This window comes from Achromobacter animicus, from assembly GCF_902859585.1.
Taxonomy (GTDB): Bacteria; Pseudomonadota; Gammaproteobacteria; order Burkholderiales; family Burkholderiaceae_B; genus Achromobacter; species Achromobacter animicus.
The window spans coordinates 22,948-48,451 of record NZ_CADIJM010000005.1 but is presented as its reverse complement, the minus strand read 5'-3'; the positions used below and the strand labels follow the sequence as shown (position 1 = coordinate 48,451).

At 65.5% G+C, this 25,504-nt stretch carries 20 protein-coding genes and 1 tRNA gene; 12 read left to right on the top strand and 9 right to left on the bottom strand.

What is annotated here, in order from left to right; all coding sequences use genetic code 11:
- Positions 1-10: 10 nt before the first annotated feature.
- The 4 genes from HV681_RS14505 to HV681_RS14490 all read left to right on the top strand — a co-directional run bounded on the left by HV681_RS14505 (position 11) and on the right by HV681_RS14490 (position 3,831).
- A complete protein-coding gene (locus HV681_RS14505; protein WP_254594971.1) occupies positions 11-859 on the top strand; it encodes a DUF2950 family protein in 849 nt (282 codons plus the stop codon).
- A gap of 197 nt (positions 860-1,056) precedes the next feature.
- Positions 1,057-2,037 carry a YncE family protein gene (locus tag HV681_RS14500; protein ID WP_056565095.1) on the top strand — a complete coding sequence of 327 codons (981 nt, stop codon included), beginning with the start codon at positions 1,057-1,059 and terminating at the stop codon, positions 2,035-2,037.
- A complete protein-coding gene (locus HV681_RS14495; protein WP_175123740.1) occupies positions 2,021-2,821 on the top strand; it encodes a polysaccharide deacetylase family protein in 801 nt (266 codons plus the stop codon). Before HV681_RS14500 ends, HV681_RS14495 begins: the two co-directional genes overlap by 17 nt.
- Before the next feature lie 2 nt (positions 2,822-2,823).
- Positions 2,824-3,831 (top strand): sterol desaturase family protein, encoded by a 1,008-nt coding sequence (locus HV681_RS14490; protein WP_175123739.1) that lies wholly within the window; start codon positions 2,824-2,826, stop codon positions 3,829-3,831.
- Between the two features lie 127 nt (positions 3,832-3,958).
- On the opposite strand, the gene HV681_RS27735 is transcribed toward HV681_RS14490, so the two are convergent.
- The 7 genes from HV681_RS27735 to HV681_RS14455 form a co-directional block, all read right to left on the bottom strand.
- Positions 3,959-4,885 (bottom strand): hypothetical protein, encoded by a 927-nt coding sequence (locus tag HV681_RS27735; RefSeq protein WP_217467852.1) that lies wholly within the window; start codon positions 4,883-4,885, stop codon positions 3,959-3,961.
- Position 4,886: 1 nt separating this feature from the next.
- On the bottom strand, positions 4,887-6,803 hold the full coding sequence (locus HV681_RS14480; RefSeq protein WP_175123738.1) for a hypothetical protein: 1,917 nt from the start codon (positions 6,801-6,803) through the stop codon (positions 4,887-4,889).
- Positions 6,796-7,638, bottom strand: coding sequence for a hypothetical protein (locus tag HV681_RS14475; protein WP_175123737.1), 843 nt, complete (start codon positions 7,636-7,638; stop codon positions 6,796-6,798). Before HV681_RS14475 ends, HV681_RS14480 begins: the two co-directional genes overlap by 8 nt.
- A complete protein-coding gene (locus HV681_RS14470; RefSeq protein WP_175123736.1) occupies positions 7,638-8,216 on the bottom strand; it encodes a DUF4123 domain-containing protein in 579 nt (192 codons plus the stop codon). Before HV681_RS14470 ends, HV681_RS14475 begins: the two co-directional genes overlap by 1 nt.
- Before the next feature lie 2 nt (positions 8,217-8,218).
- Positions 8,219-10,267 carry a type VI secretion system Vgr family protein gene (locus tag HV681_RS14465; RefSeq protein WP_254594970.1) on the bottom strand — a complete coding sequence of 683 codons (2,049 nt, stop codon included), beginning with the start codon at positions 10,265-10,267 and terminating at the stop codon, positions 8,219-8,221.
- Positions 10,268-10,599: 332 nt separating this feature from the next.
- On the bottom strand, positions 10,600-11,106 hold the full coding sequence (locus HV681_RS14460; RefSeq protein ID WP_056319320.1) for an acyl-CoA thioesterase: 507 nt from the start codon (positions 11,104-11,106) through the stop codon (positions 10,600-10,602).
- Positions 11,107-11,182: 76 nt separating this feature from the next.
- Positions 11,183-12,730 carry a DUF1254 domain-containing protein gene (locus HV681_RS14455; RefSeq protein WP_175123735.1) on the bottom strand — a complete coding sequence of 516 codons (1,548 nt, stop codon included), beginning with the start codon at positions 12,728-12,730 and terminating at the stop codon, positions 11,183-11,185.
- 286 nt (positions 12,731-13,016) lie between these two features.
- Here HV681_RS14455 and fdnG point away from each other — a divergent pair, with 286 nt between their 5' ends.
- From fdnG to HV681_RS14420, 7 genes are all read left to right on the top strand, one after another.
- On the top strand, positions 13,017-16,085 hold the full coding sequence (fdnG, locus tag HV681_RS14450; RefSeq protein WP_175123734.1) for a formate dehydrogenase-N subunit alpha: 3,069 nt from the start codon (positions 13,017-13,019) through the stop codon (positions 16,083-16,085).
- Between the two features lie 10 nt (positions 16,086-16,095).
- On the top strand, positions 16,096-16,995 hold the full coding sequence (fdxH, locus tag HV681_RS14445; protein WP_175123733.1) for a formate dehydrogenase subunit beta: 900 nt from the start codon (positions 16,096-16,098) through the stop codon (positions 16,993-16,995).
- Positions 16,988-17,620, top strand: coding sequence for a formate dehydrogenase subunit gamma (locus HV681_RS14440; protein ID WP_175123732.1), 633 nt, complete (start codon positions 16,988-16,990; stop codon positions 17,618-17,620). Before fdxH ends, HV681_RS14440 begins: the two co-directional genes overlap by 8 nt.
- Before the next feature lie 77 nt (positions 17,621-17,697).
- Positions 17,698-18,630 carry a formate dehydrogenase accessory protein FdhE gene (gene fdhE, locus HV681_RS14435; RefSeq protein ID WP_175123731.1) on the top strand — a complete coding sequence of 311 codons (933 nt, stop codon included), beginning with the start codon at positions 17,698-17,700 and terminating at the stop codon, positions 18,628-18,630.
- Positions 18,631-18,654: 24 nt separating this feature from the next.
- Positions 18,655-20,085, top strand: a complete 1,431-nt coding sequence (gene selA / locus HV681_RS14430; protein WP_175123730.1) for an L-seryl-tRNA(Sec) selenium transferase — start codon at positions 18,655-18,657, stop codon at positions 20,083-20,085.
- The gene (gene selB, locus HV681_RS14425) at positions 20,082-22,091 is read left to right on the top strand and encodes a selenocysteine-specific translation elongation factor (RefSeq protein ID WP_175123729.1); all 2,010 of its coding nucleotides are present in this window, start codon (positions 20,082-20,084) and stop codon (positions 22,089-22,091) included. Before selA ends, selB begins: the two co-directional genes overlap by 4 nt.
- Positions 22,092-22,103: 12 nt before the next feature.
- Positions 22,104-22,199 (top strand) — tRNA-Sec (locus tag HV681_RS14420).
- A gap of 353 nt (positions 22,200-22,552) precedes the next feature.
- Here HV681_RS14420 and HV681_RS27730 read toward each other — a convergent pair.
- Positions 22,553-23,200, bottom strand: a complete 648-nt coding sequence (locus HV681_RS27730) for a TlpA disulfide reductase family protein (RefSeq protein WP_254594969.1) — start codon at positions 23,198-23,200, stop codon at positions 22,553-22,555.
- Between the two features lie 111 nt (positions 23,201-23,311).
- Between HV681_RS27730 and selD the strand changes: the two genes are divergently transcribed.
- Positions 23,312-24,373: a selenide, water dikinase SelD gene (gene selD, locus HV681_RS14410; protein ID WP_175123728.1), complete on the top strand. Its 1,062-nt coding sequence runs from the start codon at positions 23,312-23,314 to the stop codon at positions 24,371-24,373.
- Between the two features lie 144 nt (positions 24,374-24,517).
- On the opposite strand, the gene HV681_RS14405 is transcribed toward selD, so the two are convergent.
- A complete protein-coding gene (locus tag HV681_RS14405; protein WP_175123727.1) occupies positions 24,518-25,435 on the bottom strand; it encodes a LysR substrate-binding domain-containing protein in 918 nt (305 codons plus the stop codon).
- Positions 25,436-25,504: the final 69 nt, after the last annotated feature.

Here is a 25,504-nt window from a genome sequence, read left to right as displayed (position 1 = left end):
GGGACTTTCTATGACGATCGCTCGTTTGCGCGCGCTGTGCGTGGCTTCGGTCCTTGGGCTGGGCGTGGCGGCGCCCGCCATGTCGCAGGCCGTGTATCCCAGCGCCCAGGCGGCGGCGCAGGCGTTTACCGATGCGCTGGCCTTGAACGACGTCGACGCCCTGCGCACCGTGCTGGGTCCGAACCACCGGCAGCTCGTGCCGGGCGGCGTCGATCAGGAAAACATCTATCGCTACCTGGCGGCGTGGGTGCGCAAGCATGACATCGTCGCAGACGGCGGGCGTTCGTGGGTGGCGGTCGGCGATTCCGGGTGGACGCTGCCGGTGCCGCTGGTGCGCACCGGCCAGGGATGGCGATTCGACCCGGTGGCGGGCAAGGCGGAGATCCAGCGCCGCGCCATCGACCGCAATGAGCTGACCGCCATCGAAACCCTGCAGGAACTTCAGGCCGCGCAGACCCGGTATGCGCAAGGGGTCGGCCAGGGCCGGTACGCCACGCGGCTGGTCAGCCGAGCCGGCGAGCGCGACGGCCTGTACTGGCCCGACGTGCCCGGTGCGCCGCAGCAGGCCCTTGGCCCGGATGCGCTGGCGATGGGGCCCGACGTGCCCGTGGACGACGCGTTTTTCGGCTATCGCTACAAGGTGCTGCCGGGCGGCGCGGGCAATTCGTACCGTATCGTGGCCTGGCCCGCGCGTTACGGGCACACGGGCATCGGCACGTTCGTCGTGGGGCCGGAAGGCGGCGTGCTGGAGAGTGACCTGGGACCGTCCTCGGCTTCCCGCGCGGCGGCCTTGCGAGACGCCGATATCCGAACTGGAAACTGGGTGGATGCGAACGGTCAGCCGGCGCCTGCCAGGTAGGTTTTTTCGGGGCCGTATGCCGCTTTTCACGCGCCTGTTGCGGGGTCGCAACAGGCTTGCGTGTTTGCCGTCAAAGCCTGCCGCCGCGCCGCGTTTCCGTCGTCACCTGTGACCCATTTGTCAGGCGCCTGTGCCTAAAATGGCGAGCACCGGGTGCCTGCCCGATTTCCCCTTGCCGGATCTCCAAATTGAACCCCATGTCTTTTGTCCGCTACGCCCTGTTCGGCGTGGGGATGGCGCTTAGCGCCGCGGCGGCTTCCGCCCCGATTTTTGTCCTGAATTCCCTGGACGCCAACGTCAGCATCATCGATCCGGCCACCTACAAGGAACTGCGGCGCGTGCCTACCGGCAAAGAGCCGCATCACCTGTATCTGACGCCCGACGAAAAGTCGCTGATGATTGCCAACGCCACCGGCGATTCCATCACCCTGATGGATCCCAAGACGGGCGAAGTGCAGCGCACGCTGACCGGCATCGTCGATCCCTACCAGCTGCAGTTTTCGCCGGACATGAAGTGGTTCGTCACGGCGGCCAACCGCCTGGACCACATCGACATCTATGCCTGGAAGCCGCTCGAAAAGGGCTTTGACCTGACGCTGGTCAAGCGCATCCAGGCGGGCAAGACGCCCAGCCACATCATGATCGACAAGCACAGCACGACGGCCTACGTCTCGCTGCAGGACAGCGATCAGCTCATCGCCATCGACCTGGCCACGCAGACGCCCAAGTGGACGGTTTCCACGGGCAAGACGCCCGCTGACGTCTTCCTGACCCCCGACCAGAAGACGCTGCTGGTGGCGCTGACGGGCGACTCGTACGTGGAAGCCTATGACGTCAGCAACGGCCCGGCCAAGCTGGTCAAGCGCATCCAGACAGCGGCGGGCGCGCACGCCTTCCGCGCGCAGGGCGACCACCGCCACCTGTTCGTCAGCAACCGCACCGCCAACTCGATCAGCCGCATCGACCTGCAGACGCTGGCCGTCGTCGACACCTTCCCGGTGCCGGGCGGCCCAGACTGCATGGACGTGCTGGCCGACGGCAAGACGCTGCTGGTCACCTCGCGCTGGGCGCGCAAGCTGACGGTGGTGGACCTGGAGCAGAAGAAGGTCGTCAACCAGGTGCCCGTGGGCAAGTCGCCGCACGGCGTATGGACCCTGAATCATGCGCCGACCCGCTAAGGGCAAAGCCCGGTCCGCGGTCCTGTGCCTGGCATTGGCGACCTCGGTCGCCGGCGCGGCCCCGCAGGCCACCTGCGACAAGCCTGTCTACCTGACGTTCGACACCGGCCACATGGGCGTCGCGCCGCTGGTGGCCGACGTGCTGGCCCGTCACCAGGTCAAGGTCACTTTCTTTCTGGCCAACGAGCGCACGCTGACCGATGGCACCAGCCTGGACGACGTGTGGGCGCCCTGGTGGAAGGCGCGCGCCGCCGAAGGCCACGCCTTTGCCTCGCACACCTACGACCACGTCTACTGGCAGGGCGACCTGCCGGGCGGCAAGTTCCGCGTCAAACCCAGCGCCGGGCCCGACGCCGGCAAGCGCGCCGAGTGGACCGCCGAGCAATACTGCGCCGAAATCAAACGGTCCGTCACCCGGTTTCACCAGATGACGGGCAAGAACATGCTGCCGCTGTACCGCGCGCCCGGCGGCAAGACCTCGCCCGCGCTGCTGAAGGCGGCCAAGGCCTGCGGCTTCGAGCACGTGGGCTGGTCGCCGGCCGGGTTCCTGGGCGATGAGCTGCCCAGCGACAAATACCCCAACGCCAAGCTGCTGGACCAGGCGCTGCGCACCATCAAGCCCGGCGACATCCTGCTCGCGCACCTGGGCATCTGGTCGCGCCAGGACCCGTGGGCGCCCGGCGTGCTGGAACCGCTGATTGAAGGTTTGCAGCGCAAGGGCTATTGTTTTGCCACCTTGAACACCCATCCGGCCTATCGCGACTGGATCGCCACGCATCACTGATCATGGATACGCTTAGCCAACTCTTCGGGGACAGCCAGCAATGGCTCTTCGAGACGGCGATTCAGCCCGCGCTGTTCCACCTGGGCCTGAGCAACTTCATCGAGGACGCCTACGACGCCACCATGTGGCTGCTGGTCGGGCTGATCCAGATCGCGGTGCTGGTGCTGGTCCTGGGCCCCCTGCAGCGCCTGCGTCCCGTGGAGCCGGTGACCGACCGCCGCCAGATCGGCATCGACGTGCTGTACACGCTGATCCACCGTCTGGGCGCCTTCCGGCTGCTGCTGTTCTTCACCATCGACCCGTTCTGGGACAGCATCTTCGGCCAGCTGCACGTGTGGGGCTTTGCGCCGTTCCAGCTGGATCAGTACTGGCCGGGCGTGACCGACAAGGCATGGGTCAGCCTCATCATCTACCTGCTGCTGTTCGATGCGGTGGATTACTTCTACCATCGCGCGCAGCACCGTTTCGGCTGGCTGTGGGCGCTGCATGCCGTGCATCACAGCCAGCGCCAGATGACCATCTGGAGCGACGACCGCAACCACCTGCTCGACGACATGCTGCGCGACGTGCTGGTCGTGTTCGTGTCGCAACTGGTGGGCGTGCCGCCCGCGCAGTTCGTCATGGTGGTGGCCATCACCCAGCTGGCGCAGAGCTTCTCGCACGCGAATCTGCGCATGCACTTCGGCGCGCTGGGCGAACGCCTCCTGGTCAGCCCGCGCTTTCATCGCCATCACCATTCCATCGCCTACGACGCCTCGTCGCCGGGGCCGGTGGGCGGCTACAACTTCGCCGCGCTGTTTCCGATCTGGGACGTGCTGTTCCGCACCGCGCGGTTTGGGGTGGGTTATGGTCCCACCGGCATCCATGACCAGCAGGCCGAGCTGGGCGGACGCGACTACGGACGCGGGTTCTGGTCGCAGCAATGGCTGGGCATCAAGCGCATGATCGGCCGCGACCGCGAACCCGTGGCGGCGCCGCCGGCCCCGCCGGCGGGCATCGAGCGGGCGTGAAGTCGCGACCGGCAGGCCTGTCACACCCTTCCGCATCGACGACTGCTGTTTGAAGGCCTTCGGCACGCGACTCCGCATTTCCGAAGCGCATCGCCGAGGCTCAGCGCTCCGTCAACGGGGATGCGGCTCAAAGCCCCGCAGGCAACACCGCCGGATCCCGGCGGCGCACGGTCTCGAGAAAGCGCTCCAGCAGCTCGTCGCGTTGGCCAAGCGAGGCCAGGAACGCCGGTGTGCAGGTGATTTGCGCATAGGGTGTCCGCATTAGCGGGTGGTCGATATGCGCGGGGTTGGGTAAGCCGAGCAGATCACGCAAGCGTAGGACGGCCAGGATTTCCGTAGGGTGTACGGCCAGGAGCGGCGTGCTGAACTCGAACTCTTCGGCGTTGGTTTCGTGCTCGCGATAGGTGATGGCGATGCGGTCCACGTGGACGTCGCAGGCGGAGAGGAGTGCGGGCAGGAATTTGTCGAGGTCGGGTTCGCGCCATTGCGATACCAAGGGCGCCCAGGCCGGATCGCGAGGCAGGGCGTGCTTGTCCAGGTCCAGGGGTTGGCCTAGCCAATTGCTGATGATGGTCAGGCCGAAGCCGGCGTAGCGCAAAGTCGAGCCGATAGGTAGGTCGTGGCCATCACGAACACCATAGCCTCCTTCGATGCCCGCAAGCACAGTCCGGTATAGGATTTTTGCTAGTTCCGGGCGGCCCAATGCGACAGATCCAAACATCAGGGCAGTAAGGCCATCGAGGTCTTCGACATCATCTCGAGTCGTTCCGTGAAGGCGGTGAACTCGAATAACGTAAGAAATTGTCCTTCGCGAAAGGCCAAGAGCCATGAGTTCTATGGCTTGGCTGAGCCGACCTCCTTTTGCGTCTAGAAGACCTTGCGCGCACATTTGCATTCCATACTTGTACAGATCTATAGCCGCCAACCCTGGTTTGTCGCTCTCGCCGGACAGATATCGGGTCAAGCGATCACTCGGTGGCCACATGTCCTTTGCCCACTCATCAACTTTTGGTAAGGTTTTTTCCAATCTTGATTTTGTTCTCTTCTGTTCCATATCACATCCCTGGCCAATCGTTGAGCTGAATACCCGAGCCCTGACCAACGCCTTTCCCTACGAGGGAGTTGATATTCCCATTAGCATCGAGAAATACCTGAGCGTGCATAAATCTGATGTTGCCATCCGCCCTTGCATTCTCAATAACCTCCAATTTCTCCATAGCAGAGGGATCTAGTTCCAACAACCTCTCACGCTTCCAGTACGGTCCGCCGCCCTCTGCCAGTTTTGCCACCCGCTTAGTGTTGTATTCCCCACCCAACCTCTGCGTCTCCCTGGAAAGCTCCGTCGTCTTACCCTTCCCCAACGTGGTCTTAACTTCCACCACGATCAACGTCTCCTCCGCAAACGCCAACGTCTCGTACTCAGACGACCCCCGTAATCCCTCGATGTGATCCCGCGCCTCGGACTTCGGCACGCGAATCTGCATTTCCGGTGGCGGCGGCACCCTGACCAGCATGTCGAGTCCGTGGCCGCTCCTGTTCTTCAGGCCAAACTTGCTGGGGCCATCATTCTTCACGTTGTAGCCCAGGATGTTCTCCGGCTTTACGCCCCAGTGGCGCACCATCCCAGCCGCGAAGATCTCCTCGCCCGCATCGCCCACCACGTTCCGAAGACCTCTACCCTTGCGCGCGGTATCGATCATCACCGCACGCAGGGCGACCCGCTCTCGAACGCGATTGACGATGATGGAAAAATCACCCGAGCCCGTCTTCGCATCAACGTTCAACCTGGATTTATTGGTATCCGGGGAATAGGTTTCGACTACCCGCATGCTGCCCCCGCCCGGGACACGCTCGCGGGTGTCGACCACCGTTTCCAGCACCGTCGCCTCGCCATGCTTATGCTGCCCCAGCCGCCTGAGCTTTTCCTCGCTCAGCATCTTGGTGTCCACCTTCACCGCTTTGTCGCCGATCCGGCGCATCATCCAGCGGGCGGATCCGAAGACGGACGGCGTGAGCATCGCCAGGTTGATGCTCATGAAGACCTGCTTGCCGCGCTCTTCCGCAGTTTTGGGGTCGGACAGCGCGGCAAGCGATTCGAAGAATTTCTCGCCGATGCTCAATCCTTCGCCGGTGATCATCCGGTTTGTGCCATCCGCCATCGCATCCAGGGCTAGCGCACGATCAATGGCCACGAATAGGTAGCGCAGGTTCGAGGCGGCCCCGCGCACGCCCAGCGCGAGTTGGCCGGCGACGGGCGCAAATGCCAGCAATGCCGTGGCGACCTCGAAGAAACCCTTGATGGCCTCCCAGATGTGGATCTTCGCCTTGGCGCGCTCAAAGCCGGCGGCCAGATCCTTGGCCGCCCGTTCGATGAGGTACAAGCCCGTTGGGATGTCCCACGTGAACGGCATGCTGTGACTTATCTGGCCATCATCACCGATGTACTCGGTGCGGTTGGCAGTCTGCCACGTGACCGTGGTGAAGGTCAGGTAGTAGAGCTTGCCGCCCGCGAACACGAAGTTGCGCTGGATCTGAAACCCGAGGCCGTCGCGGGTTCGCTGGCCGAACTCGTCGAGCACGGCGGGCGACAGCACGTCATCCGCGATCTCATCGTCCAGGCAGATGATTTCGCATTCCTGCACCGACAGGAACGCGCTGAACTCCGCCAGGCCCGCGTCGCCGTATGCGGTGCCGAATTCGTGCAGCACCCGGAGCAGGAAGGTATCGCGGTAGTTGCGTTCCTTGTTCCGGATCCATGGGTTGTCCATGAACCACCGGTACGTTGCGGCGGTTCCCTCGGAAGGGATTCCCAGATACAGGTCGGCATTGCGCGGGCCGCCATCCGGGTTCAGGGAGAAGATCGGGCCCGGCATGGGGCATTCGGTGCAGATCTTCTGGGGGGCTGGCAAGGTTCCGTCTGCCGCATCCTGCGCCAGCTTGTTGTAGCTTGCCGCCACGGCATCGTTACTCAATGACCTTCTCCATCAGGGCTTCACGGTGCGAGAGAAAAAATCCTTTCAAGTGGTGCTGATAGTCATGTGGCTGGCTGGCGGCATCGAGCGTCTGCACGAGGCGCACGAGAAACAGGTTGTTGGAGAACGACTGACCGTAGGTCAGCCCGAGCAGAAGGCTTCCGTGGAAGTTCTGCAGTTGGAGCCGGTCAAGGTCCCGGATGGCGTCACTTGGCTTGGGCAGCGGTATGCCCTGTGCCTCGTACGCGACCTGGATGTGTCCTGGGAGCTTTTCGCGGCGGATGGGGGGCAGTCCATTGCCGAGGCGAAAGCCCATTTCGAAACGTTCGAACAGCGGCAGGATCTGGTGGGGCTGACAACCGCGGATGTGCGCCATCCGCTCGAAGGCAAGCCAGGTGTGCCCGGGCGTGAACCGTTCGGGGGGGATGCTCAGCGATTGCACGGCTACGTCGATCAGCTCGGGCAACACGGCCTCCAGCGCCCGGCGCGTATCGAGCACGGCGTCCATGGCCAACGCAATGCGGGCGCCTGGCTCCATGCCAGGCGCGTCCAGATATTTGTCGATTTTCCCCAGGAAAAACGGATCCTGATCCCACATGGGGCCGAGCAGCAAGCCGGTAAGGATATAGAAGCTGTAATAGCCGCCTTCGCCAAATCCGCTTTCGATGGCCTGGCGCCCCGCGTTTTGAACATAAGGCTCGACCAGTGCCTGCGACGCAGGCAATCGAGGCAGTACGGCTGCCAGGGCGCCGCGGATGTACTGAATCAATTGGCGGTCGGTCTCGCGAGTTGCCGCCAGCTCAAGTTGTTTTCTATTGAGGGTGAGCAGGGCCATTACGTCTGCCCCGATTCAGGAGGCGCGTCTGTCCAGAGCAGATACCCGTTGCGGCCCGGATGGTCCCAGCCTTGCTCGAAGATAGGCGCGACTTGCCGCGATAGGGCAATGCGCGGCGCGTGAAGGTGGAAAGCCTCGACGCCCTTGTGGCCAAACAGCCTCGTCAGGACTTCGGGCGCGTGGGCGATGGAGTCGATGTAGAGACGTAGCGCCGCGGGATCACCCAAGCGCAGGTAGTAGCGGCTGCCGCCATCCTGGAATTTGGTGAACCGGCGAAGACGCGACGCGATGGCATCGATGTCATCGCGAGCGAGCAGGACGGTCAGCGCAAATGTGCTGATCGTGCTGCCCAGCCAGTGGCCGAAGGCTGACTCGGCATGAGCCTGAAACAGGCACGGCGCATGTTGCTCCAGCGCGCTTTGCGCTTCCAGCTTCCACAACAGCCGGTAGGGTTGATCGTGAAACTCCAGCCGGGCGCGCAGCTCAGGGTGCGCCGACATCTCCGCAAGAAAGAGGACGTGGGCGCCGCGCGACGACGCATCGATGCCCCGGTCCGCAAGCCACTGGTGAAGGTTCATCCTCAATCTCCCGTGTCCGACGGACACTCTTCAATCAAGGGGGAGCCCTCGCGGATGGCAGCCTCCAGCGCCTTGACCTGATTGGAGCCTGGGGACTGCACCCGCACCTTCCCTTTGAGCAGGATGTTGGGGGAGTTCAGGCTGATGCCGCTGCTATCGAGAATGACCGTGCCGGCCGGTCCGCGAATCAGTATGCGGTCCGAGCCCTGCAAGACGTAATCGCGCGTCAACGTGCGCTGGGACGTTTTGGCCTCGATGGATTGGACTCCCTCTATCACCAGAGCGTCGTTCTCGCCGATCGTGACCCGGCGGCTGGAAGCGATCTCTTCGCGCTGCGAATTGCCGACCTTGCGGATCTCGTTGCGGTCCACGGTGCTGAACAGGTCCTGGCGAACATGTGCTTTGAGGTCGCGGCCCGCGCTGTACGTGTCGTCCTGGCCGATGCTGGTGCTGCGGTCGCGGCCCACACCGTTGGTTTGGTCGCGACCCACTGATCGTGTTTCGTCGTGATTGACTTTAATGTTCTGGTCTTTCTGCGCATGGACGTAGATCTCTTCCTGGTCCTTTTCGTCCTCGAAGCGCAGCTCGTTGAAGCCCTCGCCTTTGTGCGTCTTGCTCTTGATGGTCATCCGCGTCTTGTGGCGCGGTAGCTTGTAAGGCGGCAGTTGCAGGCGGTTGTAGACCCGGCCGGTGATCACGGGCTGGTCAGGGTCTCCGTCGAAGTAGGAAACGATCACCTCCTGGCCCACGCGCGGAATGGCCATGTGGCCCCAGGTCGCGCCGGCGATGTTCTGCGAGACGCGGATCCAGCAGGAGCTGTATTCGTCCTGCTGGCCTTGGCGGTCCCAGGGGAACTGAACCTTTACCCGTCCGTACGCGTCCGTATAGATCTCTTCGTTGGGCGGACCGACCACTACGGCGTTCTGCGGTCCTTCGATGCGGGGCCTGGGTAGCGGTTCGGCGCGCCATTCGGTGTCGTCGGGAACCAGCTCGGCCTCGTAGTGGTAATGCGTACCCGAATGGGCGTCGGCGCTCTCCTCAGCTTGGCTCGCGTGCTGCGTGCCGCGATGAACGATGCGGACCGGGCGCCATCCGCGGTTCATGTCTTCGCGGGGATGACCGGCGAGGGTGAATGAGATGCCCGGCTGCAAACGAGGATCGTCACCCTCGACCAGCGCCATGCGCGCGTCACGGCGATGGCCACGCAGCCGGTTCTCGGCGAAGGGTCTGCCGGCCTCATCATATTTTGCGCGGGCGGGATAGTCGTAGCGTTCGTAACGGCGGCCTTGATGCTTCAGATCCTGTCCGTCGCGGGTGTGCTCGTGGCTGTAGCGCGGATGGTGGAAGGTGTAGTCGCGCTGCGTCTGGCGCGCGGTGCGCACGCTCTCGGTATAGGCAAAGCGGCGCAGCGCGGGCTGCGGCTGGTCGCCGCCGGGCGTGGGGTTGTACTGCACCGGCTCGTCACCCACGCGGCCGTGAATGAACAGGCGATCGCTGTGGACCAGTTGATGGCCCTGCGCGCTATGGCGAAAGGAATAGAAGAATCCTTCCTCGCGCATGATGCGTTCGGCGAAGTGGTAGTCGGTGTCGCCGGCCTGCACGCAGTATTCGCGCGGTTGATGCGCGGTCGTGTTGCGCTGCTCGTAGTCCAGGGTGAGGCCGTGCGCTTTTAGCACGGCCTCAGTTATCTGCGGGACGGTCAGGCTTTGGAAGATGCGCCAATCGGAACTGAGTTTGAGCCTTGCCAGGCGTGGCTCGACGGTTGCGGAGTAGCGCGAGCGGCGAAAGCCTGTGTCGCGTTGGACGAAAGACGAGACGGCGCCGTGCACGTAGCGCACGGGCAGGTCGCCGTGCCAGATTGTGAGCAGCGCGGGGCGGTCCAGAACATTGCCGAAGTTGACGGCAGCATTGGCGCTGGCCAGTTCCACGTCCAGCAGGAATGTCTCGGACAGACCTTCCTGCAACGTGAATTCGACGACGTCGAAGGATTCGTCGCCGATGGCAAACGTGAACCGGATATGTGATTGGATAGGAATGGCTTGCTCCCGCAACTACAGGCCTTTCCACCACCGGTGAATGCACAGTCTGCGGTGCCATTACGGCACACGCATCGAACCTTGAAAATCAGATGAGTCTTATTGTCATGGGAAATCGATCAAGACTTGGAATCGCGCAAGAGAGCGGCGCGGTATCACGGCCGCGCCGTCCGGGTCATGCGAGACGTAATGCGGAGTTCGTCCGCTGATTCATCCGGCTCAGCGAAACGCACAGGTTCGCCGAAGCGCATGCAGAACACCATCTGCAGGCTCGCTAATACAAGACCCCCGCGGCTGGATATCCAGCGGGCGGGGGTGAACAGGGCGCTGCCGCCCCAACGCGATGATCAGGCGCCCGGCGTGTCGTGCGTGGTTTCGCGCTTGATCTCGCCGTGGCGGCGTTCCATTTCCTGGCGCAGTTCGCGGCGCAGGCCGGCGGCCTTGAAGCGCTGCTTTTCCTCGTGCGTGCGGGGCTCCAGCGGCGGCACGGCGGTCGGGGCGCCCTTGTCGTCCACCGCCACCATCGTGAAATAACAGCTGTTGGTGTGACGCACCAGCTTCTTGCGGATGTCCTCGGTCACGACCTTGATGCCGATTTCCATCGACGTGCGGCCCGTGTAGTTCACGGCTGCCAGGAACGTCACCAGCTCGCCGACGTGGATCGGTTCGCGGAACACGACCTGATCGACGGACAGCGTCACGACATATTGGCCGGCGTACCGGCTGGCACAGGCGTAGGCTACCTGGTCCAGATACTTGAGGATGGTTCCGCCGTGTACGTTTCCTGAGAAATTCGCCATGTCAGGCGTCATCAGGATGGTCATCGACAATTGGTGGCTAAAGGCGTCGTCCATGGCGGGCGGCTCATTCATGAATAAAACGCCAATGGTAGCGGCTGGCGGCTGACATCGCGCCGTATTTTTGGTGCGGTCAGGGTTTCTTGGCGGGTGGCGCGGCAGGGGCGGCAGCAGTTGTCGGGACTTCCGTCTGTGCGGCGGTTTCCGGCTCAACTGCCGGATTGCTGGCCTCGGCAACCTCAGCCTCCGGCACATCCCGCCGCACCGCAGGCGGCGTCCACAAGCCATCCCGCACCGCCGGTCCCGGCAGGTAAACCCGCAGCAGCATCCCCACCGGCCCGGCCGCCGGAATCGGCAGCCAGTTCGATTGATCTTCCGGCGGCGGCGCCGGGTGGCTGAAGACAAGATCCAGCGAGCCGTCCGCGTTGTAGCGCAGCGGATCGCGGCTGCCGAGCGCATGGCGGTTGACGGGGTTGGGCACGGGCATGCCCTGGCTGTCATACGCCGTCAGCGACCAGAACGCGCCCGCGTCCGGCAACTGGCCGGTCTCGAGATGCAGCGCATACCGGTGCGCGCCGTCCAGCAGCGCGCCATCGCTATCCGTGGCCAGCACCAGCACCGTCAGGTCCTCGGGCAATCCGCTGCCCGGCTGCGCCTGCGCGGCCAGCGCGCGGCGTAGCCAGTCGTTGCCATACACGCCGATGCTGCCTGTTTCCTGCAGCCAGCCGTCTGTGGCGCGCAGCGAACGGCCGGCGGCGGCCGCCATGCGGTCACGCGCGGCGCGCACGCCGCGGCGCATGCCCTGCTTGGCGGAATGATCGAGCTTGTCGAAGTCGAACGGACGGCCGGGCACCAGCCCCTCGCGGCGCAGCAGCGCCAGCACAGGCTGGTCCGTCGCATGCGGCGGATGCTTGCGCAGCAGTTCGGCGGCGTAGGTGAAGAACGCGTCGGTGGGCATCGAGTCCACCTGTTCGCTCACCGGGATTTTCAGATCGAGGGACGGGTCGGGCTTGGTGCGCGGCGCTTGCGCAGGCAGGTTCCATTGCGCCAGGGGCGTCAGGACGAAGCCGTCCTGCAATGTGTTTACCGCCGCCTGGTCGGCGGGGCCGTGCGTTTCGATCATCCCCTTCGCCCAGACGTGCACGGTGGGGGCGTCGATGCGCGCCATGCCGGAGGGCAGCGTGCCGCTCCAGCCCGGGGGCACGATCACGGTGTTGCCCTTTGCGGTGCCCGTGGTGCGCTTGCCCAGCGTCGCGAAGACGTCGGTCCACATATCCAGCAGCGTCAGCGTGTAGAGCCGTCCCGCCGTGTCGGGCACGGACAGCACGACGGGTCCGTCCGTCAGATCCAGCCACGCGCTGCTGCGCAGCATGTCGACGTTCGCCCATGGCGTGGCCGCGCCCGCGCGGGGCAGGGTGCGCCCGTGATGGAACGTGTTGGCCGGCGCCCCATCGGCGCCCCGCGATGGATGCGTGAACTGCCGGCGGGTCAGGTCCATCGCCACCAGCGGATAGAAATACAGATAGCCCTCCGTGGCCGCCTGCTGCGCCGCCTCGGTGGCGGCGGCGGCGGGCGACAGCGCGGCGGGCGCCGCGTGGGCGGGCGCCAGCGGCATCAGAACGAAGGGCGAGAAAGCCAGTGTCAGGGCGAGAACTCGGGCCAAGGGGGCAAGGCGGCGCATCGGCGCTCCAATGACATGCGGGAAAAAGGGCAGGCGGCGACCGGCGCAAACATGCTGCCGAACCACCGATGCCGCCGGCCATCGTAGCAGCGCTGCACTGCCGCAAAATCTGCGAAAAAAGCGCATTTTGCCGTCAAATTCGGACCAGCGCCGGCGTCTCCGGCATCGGCAGGCATGACGGATCGCGTATCGAAGGCCTATACTTCTTCACATTTCCCTGGAAGTCGTAGGGCTTTTTCGTCCTGGAAATTTCCGCTTCCTTCATTCACCAGGAGAGGAGTGCTTCATGGTCAACATGAATCGCCGCCAGTTCTTCAAGGTGACCGGTGCGACGCTGGCGGGCTCCAGCCTGGCCTTGCTGGGGGCTGCCCCCGGCACGGCCATGGCCGAGGTGCGCCAGTTCAAGCTTGCGCGCATGACCGAAACGCGCAACACCTGTCCCTACTGTTCGGTCGCCTGCGGTTTGCTGATGTACGGCTTGGGCGATGGCTCGAAGAACGCCCGCGCCAGCATCATGCACATCGAAGGCGACCCCGACCACCCCGTCAACCGCGGCACCCTCTGTCCGAAGGGCGCGGCCCTGATCGACTTCATCCACAGCCCCAACCGTCTTAAATTCCCGGAATACCGGGCGCCCGGTTCGGACAAGTGGGTACGGATGTCGTGGGACGAAGCCCTGACGCGCATCACCAAGCTCATGAAGGAAGACCGCGACGCGAACTTCGTCGAGAAGACCGCGGACGGCAAGACGGTCAACCGGTGGCTGACCACCGGCATGCTGGCCGCCTCGGCAAGCAGCAACGAGGTCGGTTACATCACGCACAAGACAGTGCGCAGCATGGGGATGCTGGCGTTCGACAATCAAGCCCGTGTCTGACATGGCCCGACGGTGGCAGGTCTTGCCCCGACGTTTGGCCGTGGAGCGATGACGAACCATTGGGTCGACATCAAGAACGCGGACATAGTTTTGATCATGGGCGGCAATGCCGCCGAAGCCCACCCGTGCGGGTTCAAGTGGGTTACTGAAGCCAAGGCCCACAACAAGGCCAAGTTGATCGTCGTGGATCCGCGCTTTACGCGTTCGGCGTCCGTGGCGGACTTCTACGCGCCCATACGCACCGGCACCGACATCATCTTCCTGGGTGGCGTCATCAAGTACCTGTTGGATCACGACAAGATCCAGCACGAGTACGTGCGCAACTACACCGACTTTTCGTTCATCGTGCGCGAGGATTTCGCGTTCGACGCGGGCCTGTACTCGGGCTACAACGCCGAAAAGCGCACCTACGACAAACAAAGCTGGGACTACGAGCGCGGCGACGACGGCTACGTCAAGACCGATCCCACGCTGCAGCATCCGCGTTCGGTGTATCAGCTGCTCAAGAAGCATTATTCGCGCTATACGCCGGAAATGGTCGAACGCGTCTGCGGCACGCCCAAGGACAAGTTCCTGACGGTGTGCGACATGCTCGCGTCCACGGCCACCACCAACCGCGCCGCCACGATCCTGTACGCGCTGGGCTGGACGCAGCACTCCATCGGCTCGCAGATCATCCGTACGGGCGCGATGGTGCAGCTGCTGCTGGGCAACATCGGCATCGCGGGCGGCGGCATGAATGCGCTGCGCGGGCACTCGAACATCCAGGGCCTGACCGATCTGGGCCTGATGTCGAACCTGCTGCCGGGCTACATGACGCTGCCCAACGAGCCCGAGCAGGACTACGCCAAGTACATCGACACGCGCACGCTCAAGCCGCTGCGGCCCAACCAGCTTAGCTACTGGCAGAACTATCACAAGTTCCACGTCAGTCTCATGAAGGCCTGGTGGGGCGGTGCGGCGACGGCCGACAACAACTGGGCGTTCGATTACCTGCCCAAGCTGGACAAGCTCTACGACATGCTGCAGGTCTACGAGCTGATGGTCCAGGGCAAGATGAACGGCTACATCGCGCAGGGCTTCAACCCGCTGGCGGCGGCGCCCAACAAGGCCAAGCTGAACGAGGGCTTCGCCAAGCTCAAGTTCCTGGTCATCATGGATCCGCTGGTCACGGAAACGTCCGAGTTCTGGCGTAACGCCGGCGAGGCCAACGATGTGGATCCGTCCAAGATCCAGACCGAGGTCTTCCGCCTGCCCACCACCTGTTTTGCCGAGGAAGACGGCGCGCTGGTCAACTCCGGCCGCTGGCTGCAATGGCACTGGAAGGGCGCCGAGCCCCCGGGCGAAGCCAAGAGCGACATCGAGATCATGGCGCTCATCTACACGCGCCTGCGCAAGATGTACGAACAGGACGGCGGCAAGTACCCCGACCCCATCGTCAACCTGTCGTGGCCCTATTCCAATCCGCAGAATCCCACGGCCGAGGAACTGGCCAAGGAATACACGGGCCGCGCGCTGGTGGATCTGGCCGATCCCAAGGATCCGACGAAGATCATGCGCCGCGCCGGCGAGCAGCTTGCCGGCTTTGCCGAACTGCGCGACGACGGCTCCACCGCCAGCGGCTGCTGGATCTTTGCGGGCGCCTGGAGTCCCAGCGGCAACCTGATGGCGCGCCGCGACAACAGCGACCCCACCGGCATCGGCCAGACCCTGAACTGGGCCTGGGCGTGGCCGGCCAACCGCCGCATCCTCTACAACCGCGCGTCGTGCGACCTGGAAGGCAAGCCGTTCGATCCGCGGCGCAGCGTGGTGTCATGGAACGGCAGGGCGTGGGTAGGCGCCGACATCCCCGACTTCAAGGGCGACGAGAACCCCGCGGGCGGCATGGGGCCGTTCATCATGAACCCGGAAGGCGTGGCGCGCTTCTTTGCGCGGGCGGGCCTGGCCGAAGGGCCGTTCCCGGAACACTACGAACCCTTCGAAAACCCGCTGGGCTACAACCCGCTGCATCCCAAGGCCAAGGGCGTCACCAGCAACCCGGCCGCGCGCATCTTCAAGGATGACCTCGCGGCGATGGGCACGGTGGAGAACTTCCCGTATGTCGCCACCACCTATCGCCTGACGGAGCACTTCCACTACTGGACCAAGAACGTCCGCATCAACGCGATTCTCCAGCCCGAGCAGTTCGTGGAGATCGGCGAGGCGCTGGCCAAGGAGCTGGGCATCCCCAACGGCTCCCGCGTCAAGGTGTCGTCCAACCGCGGCTACATCAAGGCCGTGGCGCTGGTCACCAAGCGCATCCGTCCGCTCACCATCGAAGGCAAGACGGTGCACCAGGTCGGCATTCCCATCCACTGGGGTTTCGTGGGCATCGCCAAGCCGGGCTTCCTCACCAACACCCTGACGCCATTCGTGGGCGACGGCAATTCCCAGACACCGGAATTCAAGTCGTTCCTGGTGAAGGTCGAAAAGGTATAGGAGAACCGACATGTCAATGCAATCCCTGGACATCAAGCGGCGCTCCGCCACCACCACGCCGCCGCCGGGCATCCGTGAACCCGTCACGGGCTCGGTGGCCAAGCTGATCGACGTCTCCAAGTGCATCGGCTGCAAGGCCTGCCAGAGCGCCTGCATGGAGTGGAACGACCTGCGCGACGAGATCGGCGTCAACGTAGGCGTCTACGACAACCCGGCCGACCTCACCGAGCACTCCTGGACCGTCATGCGCTTCTCGGAATTCGAGAATCACGCCGGCGACCTGGAATGGCTGATCCGCAAGGACGGCTGCATGCACTGCGAGGACCCGGGCTGCCTGAAGGCCTGTCCCTCGCCGGGCGCCATCATCCAGTACAACAACGGCATCGTGGACTTCCACGAGGAAAACTGCATCGGATGCGGCTACTGCATCACCGGCTGTCCGTTCAACATCCCGCGCATTTCCAAGAAGGACAACAAGGCCTACAAGTGCACGTTGTGTTCCGATCGCGTCGCGGTCGGCATGGAGCCCGCGTGCGTCAAGGCCTGTCCCACCGGCGCCATCGTCTTCGGCACCAAGGACGACATGCACCAGCATGCGGCCGAACGCGTCGAAGACCTGAAGTCGCGCGGCTTTGCGCAGGCCGGCGTGTATGACCCGCCCGGCGTGGGCGGCACGCACGTCATGTACGTGCTGCATCACGCCGACCAGCCGGGGCTGTACCACGGGCTGCCCGCCGATCCGAAGATCAGTCCGATGGTGTCGCTGTGGAAGGGCCTGGCCAAGCCGCTGGGCCTGGCCACGATGGCGCTCACCGCGCTGGCGGGCTTTTTCCACTATGCGCGCGTGGGCCGCAACGAAGTGACCGAGGAAGACGAACGCAGGGCCGAAGAGGAGGTGCGCCATGAGTGAAGAACACCACTACCGCCGCATCAAGCGCTACACGCCGGGCGAGCGCACCAACCACTGGATCATCGCGCTCACGTTCATCCTGCTCGCGCTGTCCGGGCTGGCGCTGTTTCATCCATCCATGTATTGGCTGTCCAACCTGTTCGGGGGCGGACCCTGGACGCGCATCCTGCATCCGTTCATCGGGGTGGTGATGTTCGTCTGCTTTGCCGTGTTTGCCGGGCACATGTGGCGCCACAACCTGCTGACGCGCGCGGATCGCCAGTGGCTCAGGCAGCTCGACGACGTGGTCGAGAACCGAGAGGAAAAGCTGCCCGAGGTCGGCAAGTACAACGCCGGCCAGAAGCTGCTCTTCTATGTGCTGATCCTGTGCATGCTGGGGCTGATGGTCAGCGGCATCGTGATCTGGCGCGAGTATTTCGCGTTCTACTTCCCGATCGAAGTGATCCGCGCCGCGTCCGTGCTGCACGCGGTTTGTGCGCTGGTGCTGATCTGCGCGATCATTGTGCATATTTACGCGGCGATCTGGGTGAAGGGGTCGCTCACGGCAATGCTGCGCGGCTATGTCACCGCCGGCTGGGCGTGGAAGCACCATCGCGCCTGGTTCCGGGAGCAGGTGAAGAAGTAACCCCCGGCATGTCGTGATCGACGGCTGCTATCCTCTTTGCAGGCTGGCAGCCGTATTTGTTTTTCTGGAGACGAGAATTGCAGCGAATTCTTCCACGCGGCGAGATCGAAGCGCTAGACCATAACGCCATTCCCCGCATCACCCTGCCGGAACGGACATCCGTTTTCGCGGCGCGGGCGGCGCGCCTGCGGCAGCTTGCCGACGGCAATCCGGTCGGCGACTACCTGCAGCTCATGGCGCATCTGGTCGACGCGCAGCACCGCGCGCTGCAGGACTGCGCCGCGCCGCCCGCCACCGAAGACCGGATTTCGCTCGCGCAGGCGCATGGCATGCCGCCGCTGCAGGCCATCGGCTGGCCGCGCGATGCGCTGTGGCTCCGCATCCTGGGCCAGTTGCTGGACGACGTGTCGCGCGCCCCTGGCGTGCCCGCCGAAGCCCTTGACGTCTGCGCCGCGCTGCGGCGCGCGCTGGCCGACGATCCCGAATCGCTTGAAGACCTGGCGCAGGCCGTGCTGTCCGAGCAGGACGAAGGCGTGGACAGCGCGGCCGCGCCCTTTGTCATGGCAGCGTTGCAGGTCTACTGGACGGACCTGGCCAACCGCTTCGATCCCAAGCAACTCCCCGTCGCCAGCCCGTTCGGCGTGTGCCCGGTATGCGGCAGCCTGCCGGTCGCCAGCATCGTGCGCGTCGGCGGCCAGTACGAAGGCTATCGCTACCTGTGCTGCAGCCTGTGCGCGACGCAGTGGCACATGGTGCGGGTCAAATGCTCGCACTGCGAGGACGTGGAAAAGGTCGCGTACCAGTCCATCGAGGGCCGCACGCCTGCCATCAAGGCCGAAACCTGTGACAACTGCCACACGTACCGCAAGATCTTCTACCAGGACAAGGATCTGTACGTGGAGCCGGTGGCCGATGACCTGGCCAGCCTGATGCTCGACGTGCTGGTCGGCGAGGCCGGTTATTCGCGGTCCAGCGGCAATCCGCTGCTGTGGCATGGCGCCGAGGACTAGCGCCGCTCAATGACGGAGTCTCGCATGGCAGATCAACTGTCCGGCGCCGGCCTTGCCGCCGCGTCCGACATTCCTTCGCTGGACCGCCTGCTGAATGCCGACGCGTTGCAGCCGGCGCTCGCAACCCACGGGCGGACACAAGTGGTGGCGGCCCTGCGCCGTGACCTGGACGCGCTGCGCAAGCGCGCGCTGGACGGCGGCGTGCCGCGCCACGAGCTGGAGGCGGCCGCGGTCGCGGGGCGCACATCAGCCGCGCTGGACGAGGCCGCGCGGCCCCGTCTGCGCGCGGTCTACAACCTGACCGGCACCGTGCTGCACACCAACCTGGGCCGCGCGCTGCTGCCCGACGAAGCGGTGGCCTCGGTGCTGCGCGCGCTGACCACGCCCGCCAACCTGGAGTTCGACCTGGACACCGGCGGCCGCGGCGATCGCGACGACCTCATCGACGATCTGCTGTGCGAGCTGACGGGCGCCGAGGCCGCCACGGTGGTCAACAACAATGCCGCGGCCGTGCTGCTGATGCTCAACGCCCTGGCGGATCGCCGCGAAGTCGTGGTGTCGCGCGGCGAACTGGTCGAGATCGGCGGCGCGTTCCGCATCCCCGACATCATGAAGCGGGCGGGCGCCAAGCTCATCGAAGTCGGCACCACCAACCGCACGCACGCGGCGGATTATGAAAACGCCATCGGCCCGCGCACCGCGATGCTGATGAAGGTGCATTGCAGCAACTACGCAGTGACCGGCTTCACCAAAAGCGTGAGCGTGGCCGAGGTGGCGGCGCTGGCCCATGCGCGCGGTCTGCCGGCCACGGTGGATCTTGGCAGCGGCACGCTGGTGGACCTGACGCAATTCGGGCTGCCGAAAGAAGACACCGTGCGCGAGACCATCGCTGCGGGCGCCGATCTGGTCACGTTCAGCGGCGACAAGCTGCTGGGCGGACCGCAGGCCGGCCTGTTGGTGGGCCGCGCCGACCTGATCCGCAAGATCAAAAAGAATCCGCTCAAGCGCGCGCTGCGCGTCAGCAAGCTGACGCTGGCGGCGCTGGAACCCGTGCTGCAGCTGTATCGCGCACCGGAGTTCCTGGCGCAGCGGCTGACGACGCTGCGCCTGTTGACCCGGCCGCTGCGCGATATTCAGCCGCAGGCCGAACGGCTGCGCGGCGTGCTGGCGCATGCCGCAGGCCCGGGCTATGCGGTCGAGGCGGTGCCGATGTTCAGCCAGATCGGCAGCGGCGCGTTGCCCATCGACCAGCTTCCCAGTTACGGACTGGCCGTGCGCCATGCGGGAACCGGCCGCCCCGGGCGGCATCTGGACCGGCTGGAGACGCTGTTGCGCAAGCTGCCGGTGCCCGTCATCGGCCGCATTGCGGATGACGCGTTGTGGCTGGACCTGCGCTGCCTGGAAGACCGCGACGAAGCCGCTTTTGCGGCGCAGCTGGCGGAGCCGCTGGCATGATCGTCGGCACCGCAGGGCATATCGACCACGGCAAGACGACGCTCGTGCGCGCGCTGACGGGCGTGGACACGGACCGGCTGAAGGAAGAAAAGGCGCGCGGCATTTCCATCGAACTGGGCTACGCCTACACGCCGCTCGCCAACGGCGACGTGCTGGGCTTCATCGACGTGCCGGGGCACGAGAAGCTCGTGCATACGATGGCTGCCGGCGCCAGCGGGATAGATTTCGGCTTGCTGGTGGTGGCGGCGGACGACGGCGTCATGCCGCAGACGCGCGAGCACCTGGCCATCCTGTCGATGCTGGGCGTGGCACGCGGCGCGGTGGCGCTGACCAAGACGGATCGCGCGGATGCGGCACAACTGGAAGCCGTGCGCGGCGAGATCGCGGCGTTGACGGAAGGGACGTTCCTGCAAGGCGCGCCGGTGTTCGGCACGAGTGCGACGCAGATGGCTCAGGCGAGCCAAACATCCCACGCGGCCCACGCCGAAGCACCTGCCGAGGCGGCGCAAGCCGGCGATCCCGGCGTGGCGGCGCTGAAAGACTATTTGCACGCGCAGGCGCAGGCCCTGTCGCGGCCCGAGGCCACGGGCCTCTTCCGGCTGGCGGTGGATCGCGTGTTCACCTTGTCCGGGCACGGCACGGTCATCACCGGGACGGCGCACGCCGGCCAGGTCCGCGCGGACGACGACGCGACCGATCTGCGCCTGATGCCGGCCAATACACGCGTTCGCGTGCGCGGCATCCACGCGCAGAACCAGCCCAGCGAGACGGGCTCGGCCGGCCAGCGGTGCGCGCTGAACCTGGCGGGCATCGACAAGAACGCCATTTCGCGCGGCGACTGGATCGCGGACGCGCGCTGCTTTCTGCCCTCGAAGCACGTGGATGTGGCGCTGACGCTGCTGCCGTCCGCGGATGCGCCAGTGCGGGCGTGGGCGCCGCTGCACGTGCACATCGGCGCGGCGCGCCATGTGGCGCACGTGGTGCCGATCAGCGCCGAGGCGCTGTCGCCGGGCCAGTCGGGATGGGTGCAACTGGTGTTCGACGAACCCGTCTGCGCGATGCTGGGCGACCGCTACATCGTGCGCAACGCACAGGCGACGCGCACGGTGGGCGGCGGCCGGGTGCTGGATCCCAATGCGCCGGACCGCAAGCGCCGGTCGGCGTCGCGGCTGGCGGGCCTGCAGGCGCTGACGGACATGCTGGATGGCGGCGGCCTGCAACCGGTGCTGGGGCATGCGCCGCAAGGCCTGGACGAAGCAGCACTACAGCGTCTGACGGGCCTGCCGGTCAGCGACATCGCGGCGCCCGAAGGTGCGGTGTGGATCGAGCCGCGCAATGCGCAGGGCGCGCGCACGCTGATCCTGGACGCGCATTGGAAGGCGCTGCGCGATCGGACCGAGCAGGCGCTGGCGTCGTTCCACCAAAGCGCGCCCGACGAACCGGGTCCGGACAGCGCGCGGCTGCGGCGCATGGCGTTCCCTGCAATGTCCGATACGCTTTGGACATCGCTGCTCGACGAACTGCAGCGCGACGGCCATATCGCGCGCAATGGTCCCTGGCTGCATCTGCCTACGCACACTGCGACGCTGGGAACGGCCGAATCCGCGCTGGCGGCGCGTCTGTTGCCGCTGCTGGACGCGGGCGCGTTCGATCCGCCGTGGGTGCGCGATCTGGCGAAGCTGCAGGCGCAGCCCGAGGACGCCGTGCGCCAATTGCTGCGCAAGCTGCTGCGGCGTGGCGAGGTGGCGCAGGTAGTGAAGGATCTGTTCTATCACCGTGATCAGGTGCGCAAGCTGGCGGCGCTGGCAGCAGACCTGGCCGCGCAGCCGCCGGGCTTGAACGCTGCGGTTTTCCGGGACGCGACGGGCCTGGGTCGCAAGCGGGCGATCCAGATCCTGGAGTTCTTCGATCGCGTGGGCTACACGCGGCGGGTGCGGGATACGCATGTGCTGCGCGGCGAAAGCGCGTACGCGGCGATGCAGCCGCCCGCCGAGCCGGTATCATAGGCGGTCCGCCGCGGAAGGCATCCGTGCCCGGCGGCACGGCCGGGCTTCAAACCCGGTTGGGGGCGTCAGACGTTCCCAGGTAGGTTCGACTCCTGCTGCCTTCCGCCATTTGGGTTCTTCTGCCGCTCCCCACGCAGGTGTCTGATTCCCGTACGAGATAGTCGTCGTGATACTGCGTCGTGTCCGGGTGTCTGACACCGGGCTGTCGGTTTGTGTTCTTCTGCCGCCCGCGGCGTCGCGGGGTTCGCGTTGCGGGCCTCCGATGGCGGTCCGGAGCCTTCGCTCCGGACTTCCCCGTGCTCATCCTCGTCCGCCTTCGGCTCCCTTCGGATTCCGCCGGGCACCATCTAAACGGCCCGCAACGCGAACCCCGCGCCACCACGGGCTCTTTCAGTGGCTGATCGGGCGGTCGTCGGGGTGGACGGCGGACCAAGTGCCGATATACCCCGATGCAGGCTCCATCAACTGCGCAGCATGCGCGTCACCACGCCGCCTATCTCGTGCGACTTCCAGTTCAGTTCACCTAGATGCCAGAACCGGATCGTGCCGGCGCGGTCGACGAGGTAGTTGGCGGGCAGCGCGGCGGCTTCCCACTTCTTCGATGCGGCGCTGTTGCGGTCGTGCAGGACCGTGCCGTTGATGGGGGTCTTTTTCAGGAAGGCGGAGATCTTGGCGGGCGCTTCGCCGACGTTGACGGCGACAAGGCGAAGGCCTTCTTCGCGATGCCGCTTGGCCATGGTGGACAGAACGGGGAGTTCGTCGCGGCACGGCTCACACCAGGTGGCCCAGAAGCTGACGATGACGACGCTGCCGCGCCACGCGGAAAGCTTTAGCTCGCGCCCGCCGAGGTCGGGCAGGACGAGCGGCAAGGTGGGGCCGGTCCATGGCGCCCAGTTGGGGCCGGTGGCGGCTTTCAATGCGTCGGCTGTCGGGGCGGCATTCTGGGCGGCACTCGGGGTGCCGTTCGGGCTGCCATTCTGGGCGCCATTTGCCGGGCCTTTTCCGACGCCACCCGCGGCGTTGCTTGCCGCATTGTTCGCAGCGCCCGCCCACGCGGGCAGCGCCGCGAGCGTCAAACCGGTTTGCAGAAGGCGGCGGCGGCTGATCAAGGCGGACTCCTGCAAGCGAGCGTTCAATGGCGAGGGCCTGGCTGCGTTCGATCATAGGGCCATTCACCGGGCCGGTGCTATCCTTTTTCCGACTGACTCACGGAGACTGAGATGACCCAGGATGTTGCGTCCACCAACGCGCCGCGCTTGACGTCGCTATCGCATGGCGGCGGCTGCGGCTGCAAGATTGCGCCAGGGGTGCTGTCGGCGCTGCTGGCGCGGTTTGGCCCCGCCGCCAGCTATCCAAACCTGCTGGTGGGCACGGAAACCGCGGATGATGCGGCGGTGTACCGGCTGAACGACGAGCAGGCGCTTATCGCCACCACGGACTTCTTCATGCCCATCGTGGACGATCCCTTCGACTTCGGCCGGATCGCCGCGACGAACGCGCTGTCGGATGTGTACGCCATGGGCGGCACGCCGATCATGGCGCTGGCGATCGTCGGCATGCCGATCAATGTGCTGCCGCACGACGTGATTGCCGAGATTCTGAAGGGCGGCGAATCGGTCTGTGCCGACGCGGGCATTCCGGTGGCGGGCGGCCACAGCATCGATTCGGTCGAACCCATCTATGGCCTGGCCGCGATGGGGCTGGTGCGTCCGGACCGCATCAAGCGCAACGCGGATGCGCGCGCCGGCGACGTGCTGATCCTGGGCAAGGGCCTGGGCGTGGGCATCCTGTCGGCGGCGCTCAAGAAGAATCTGCTGGACGTGGACGGTTATCGCGTCATGATCGACACGACGACACGCCTGAATCGTCCCGGCCCCGCGCTGGCCGCGCTGGATGGGGTGCATGCGATCACCGACGTGACGGGCTTTGGCCTGTTGGGCCATGCGCTGGAGATGGCGCGCGGCGCCAAGCTCACGGCTCGCGTGCGGCTGGATGCTTTGCCCTGGCTGCCAGGTGTGCAAGCGTTTGCCGCCGACGGCGTGATCACGGGCGCGTCCGGCCGTAACTGGACGTCGTACGGCGAATCGGTGCGTCTGGGCGCCGGGGTGTCGGACACCCAGCGTGCTTTGCTGACGGATCCGCAGACCTCGGGTGGCCTGCTGGTGTCGTGCGTGCCGGAAGCCGCGGATGCGGTGCTCAAGATCTTCCACGAACAGGGCTTCGGCCAGGCCGCCGTGATCGGCGAGATGGCTGACGGTCCGGCGCAGGTCGTGGTGGACTGACCGGCAGGCTACACAGGGCACGGCGGGCTGCTCCCGAGCGGTCTGGTGGTCGCCGGTCTGGTAACCAGGGCATGGGCGGCTGCTGTGCCACCCGCGTTCGCCCTTGCGCGCGCCCGCCGCGCCGTTCGCCGCGGCGACGTCCGCTCAACCCGTCAAATCCCGCGCCGTCGCCGCTGCCTGATCCACCAGCCACTGCGTGACGACGTCGGCATCCGGCGTGCTGCGCCGCGCGTTACGCACCAGCCAGTAGGCGTGTTCGGTGGCGCTGGCCGCGGGGCTGCCAACGAGGGCCAACCGCCGGTCCGCGAGCATGGGCGCAATCAACGCCAGCCGCCCCAGCGCGATGCCGTGGCCGGCCAGCGCGGCATGCACGATCTGGTCGTACTGGTTGAAGCGCAGCATGCCCTTCGGGCGCACACGCCCCAGGCCGCGCGCGTTGAGCCATTCCGACCATTGCAGCCAGGGCCGCGTGGGATCGTCGAATTCCAGCAGCACATGGCGCTGCAACTCGCGCGCATCCAGTTCGCGCGCGTTGAGCGACGGATGGGCTACGGGCACCACCGACTCGCCAAAGAGCCACACGGCGCCATCGGAGACCGTGTTGCGCTCGCTGTAGCGGATGGCGATGTCGACGGCTTCGCGGTCGATGTCGATCAGCCGGTTGTCGGCGGCCACGCGCACGTCGATGTCGGGATACGCCGCCTGAAAATCGCCCAGCCGGGGCAGCAGCCACAACGAGGCCACGCCGATGGTGGTGGTGACGGTGACAGGCGTGCGCCGCTCGGGGGCGCGCAGTTGTTCGGTCAGGTCGCCGAGCTGACTGAGCCATACATCGGCCATCCGGAAAAGCTGCGCGCCTTCAGAGGTGAACGTCACGCTACGAAACCCGCGCACCAGCAACGGCACCCCCAGATGGGCTTCCAGCGCGCGGATCTGGCGGCTGACGGCGGACTGCGTGACATGCAGATCCTGCGCGGCAAGCGTGATGCTCATGCGGCGGCCGACGGCGACAAAGCCGCGAACCAGATCAAGCGGAGGTAGTTTCGCTAGCGGATATGGCATTCGTGAAACTCATGCGTGTCGAGCGGAAAAGTCGCTTGAGCAATAGTACGCCGCGGGCGTCCAATATGA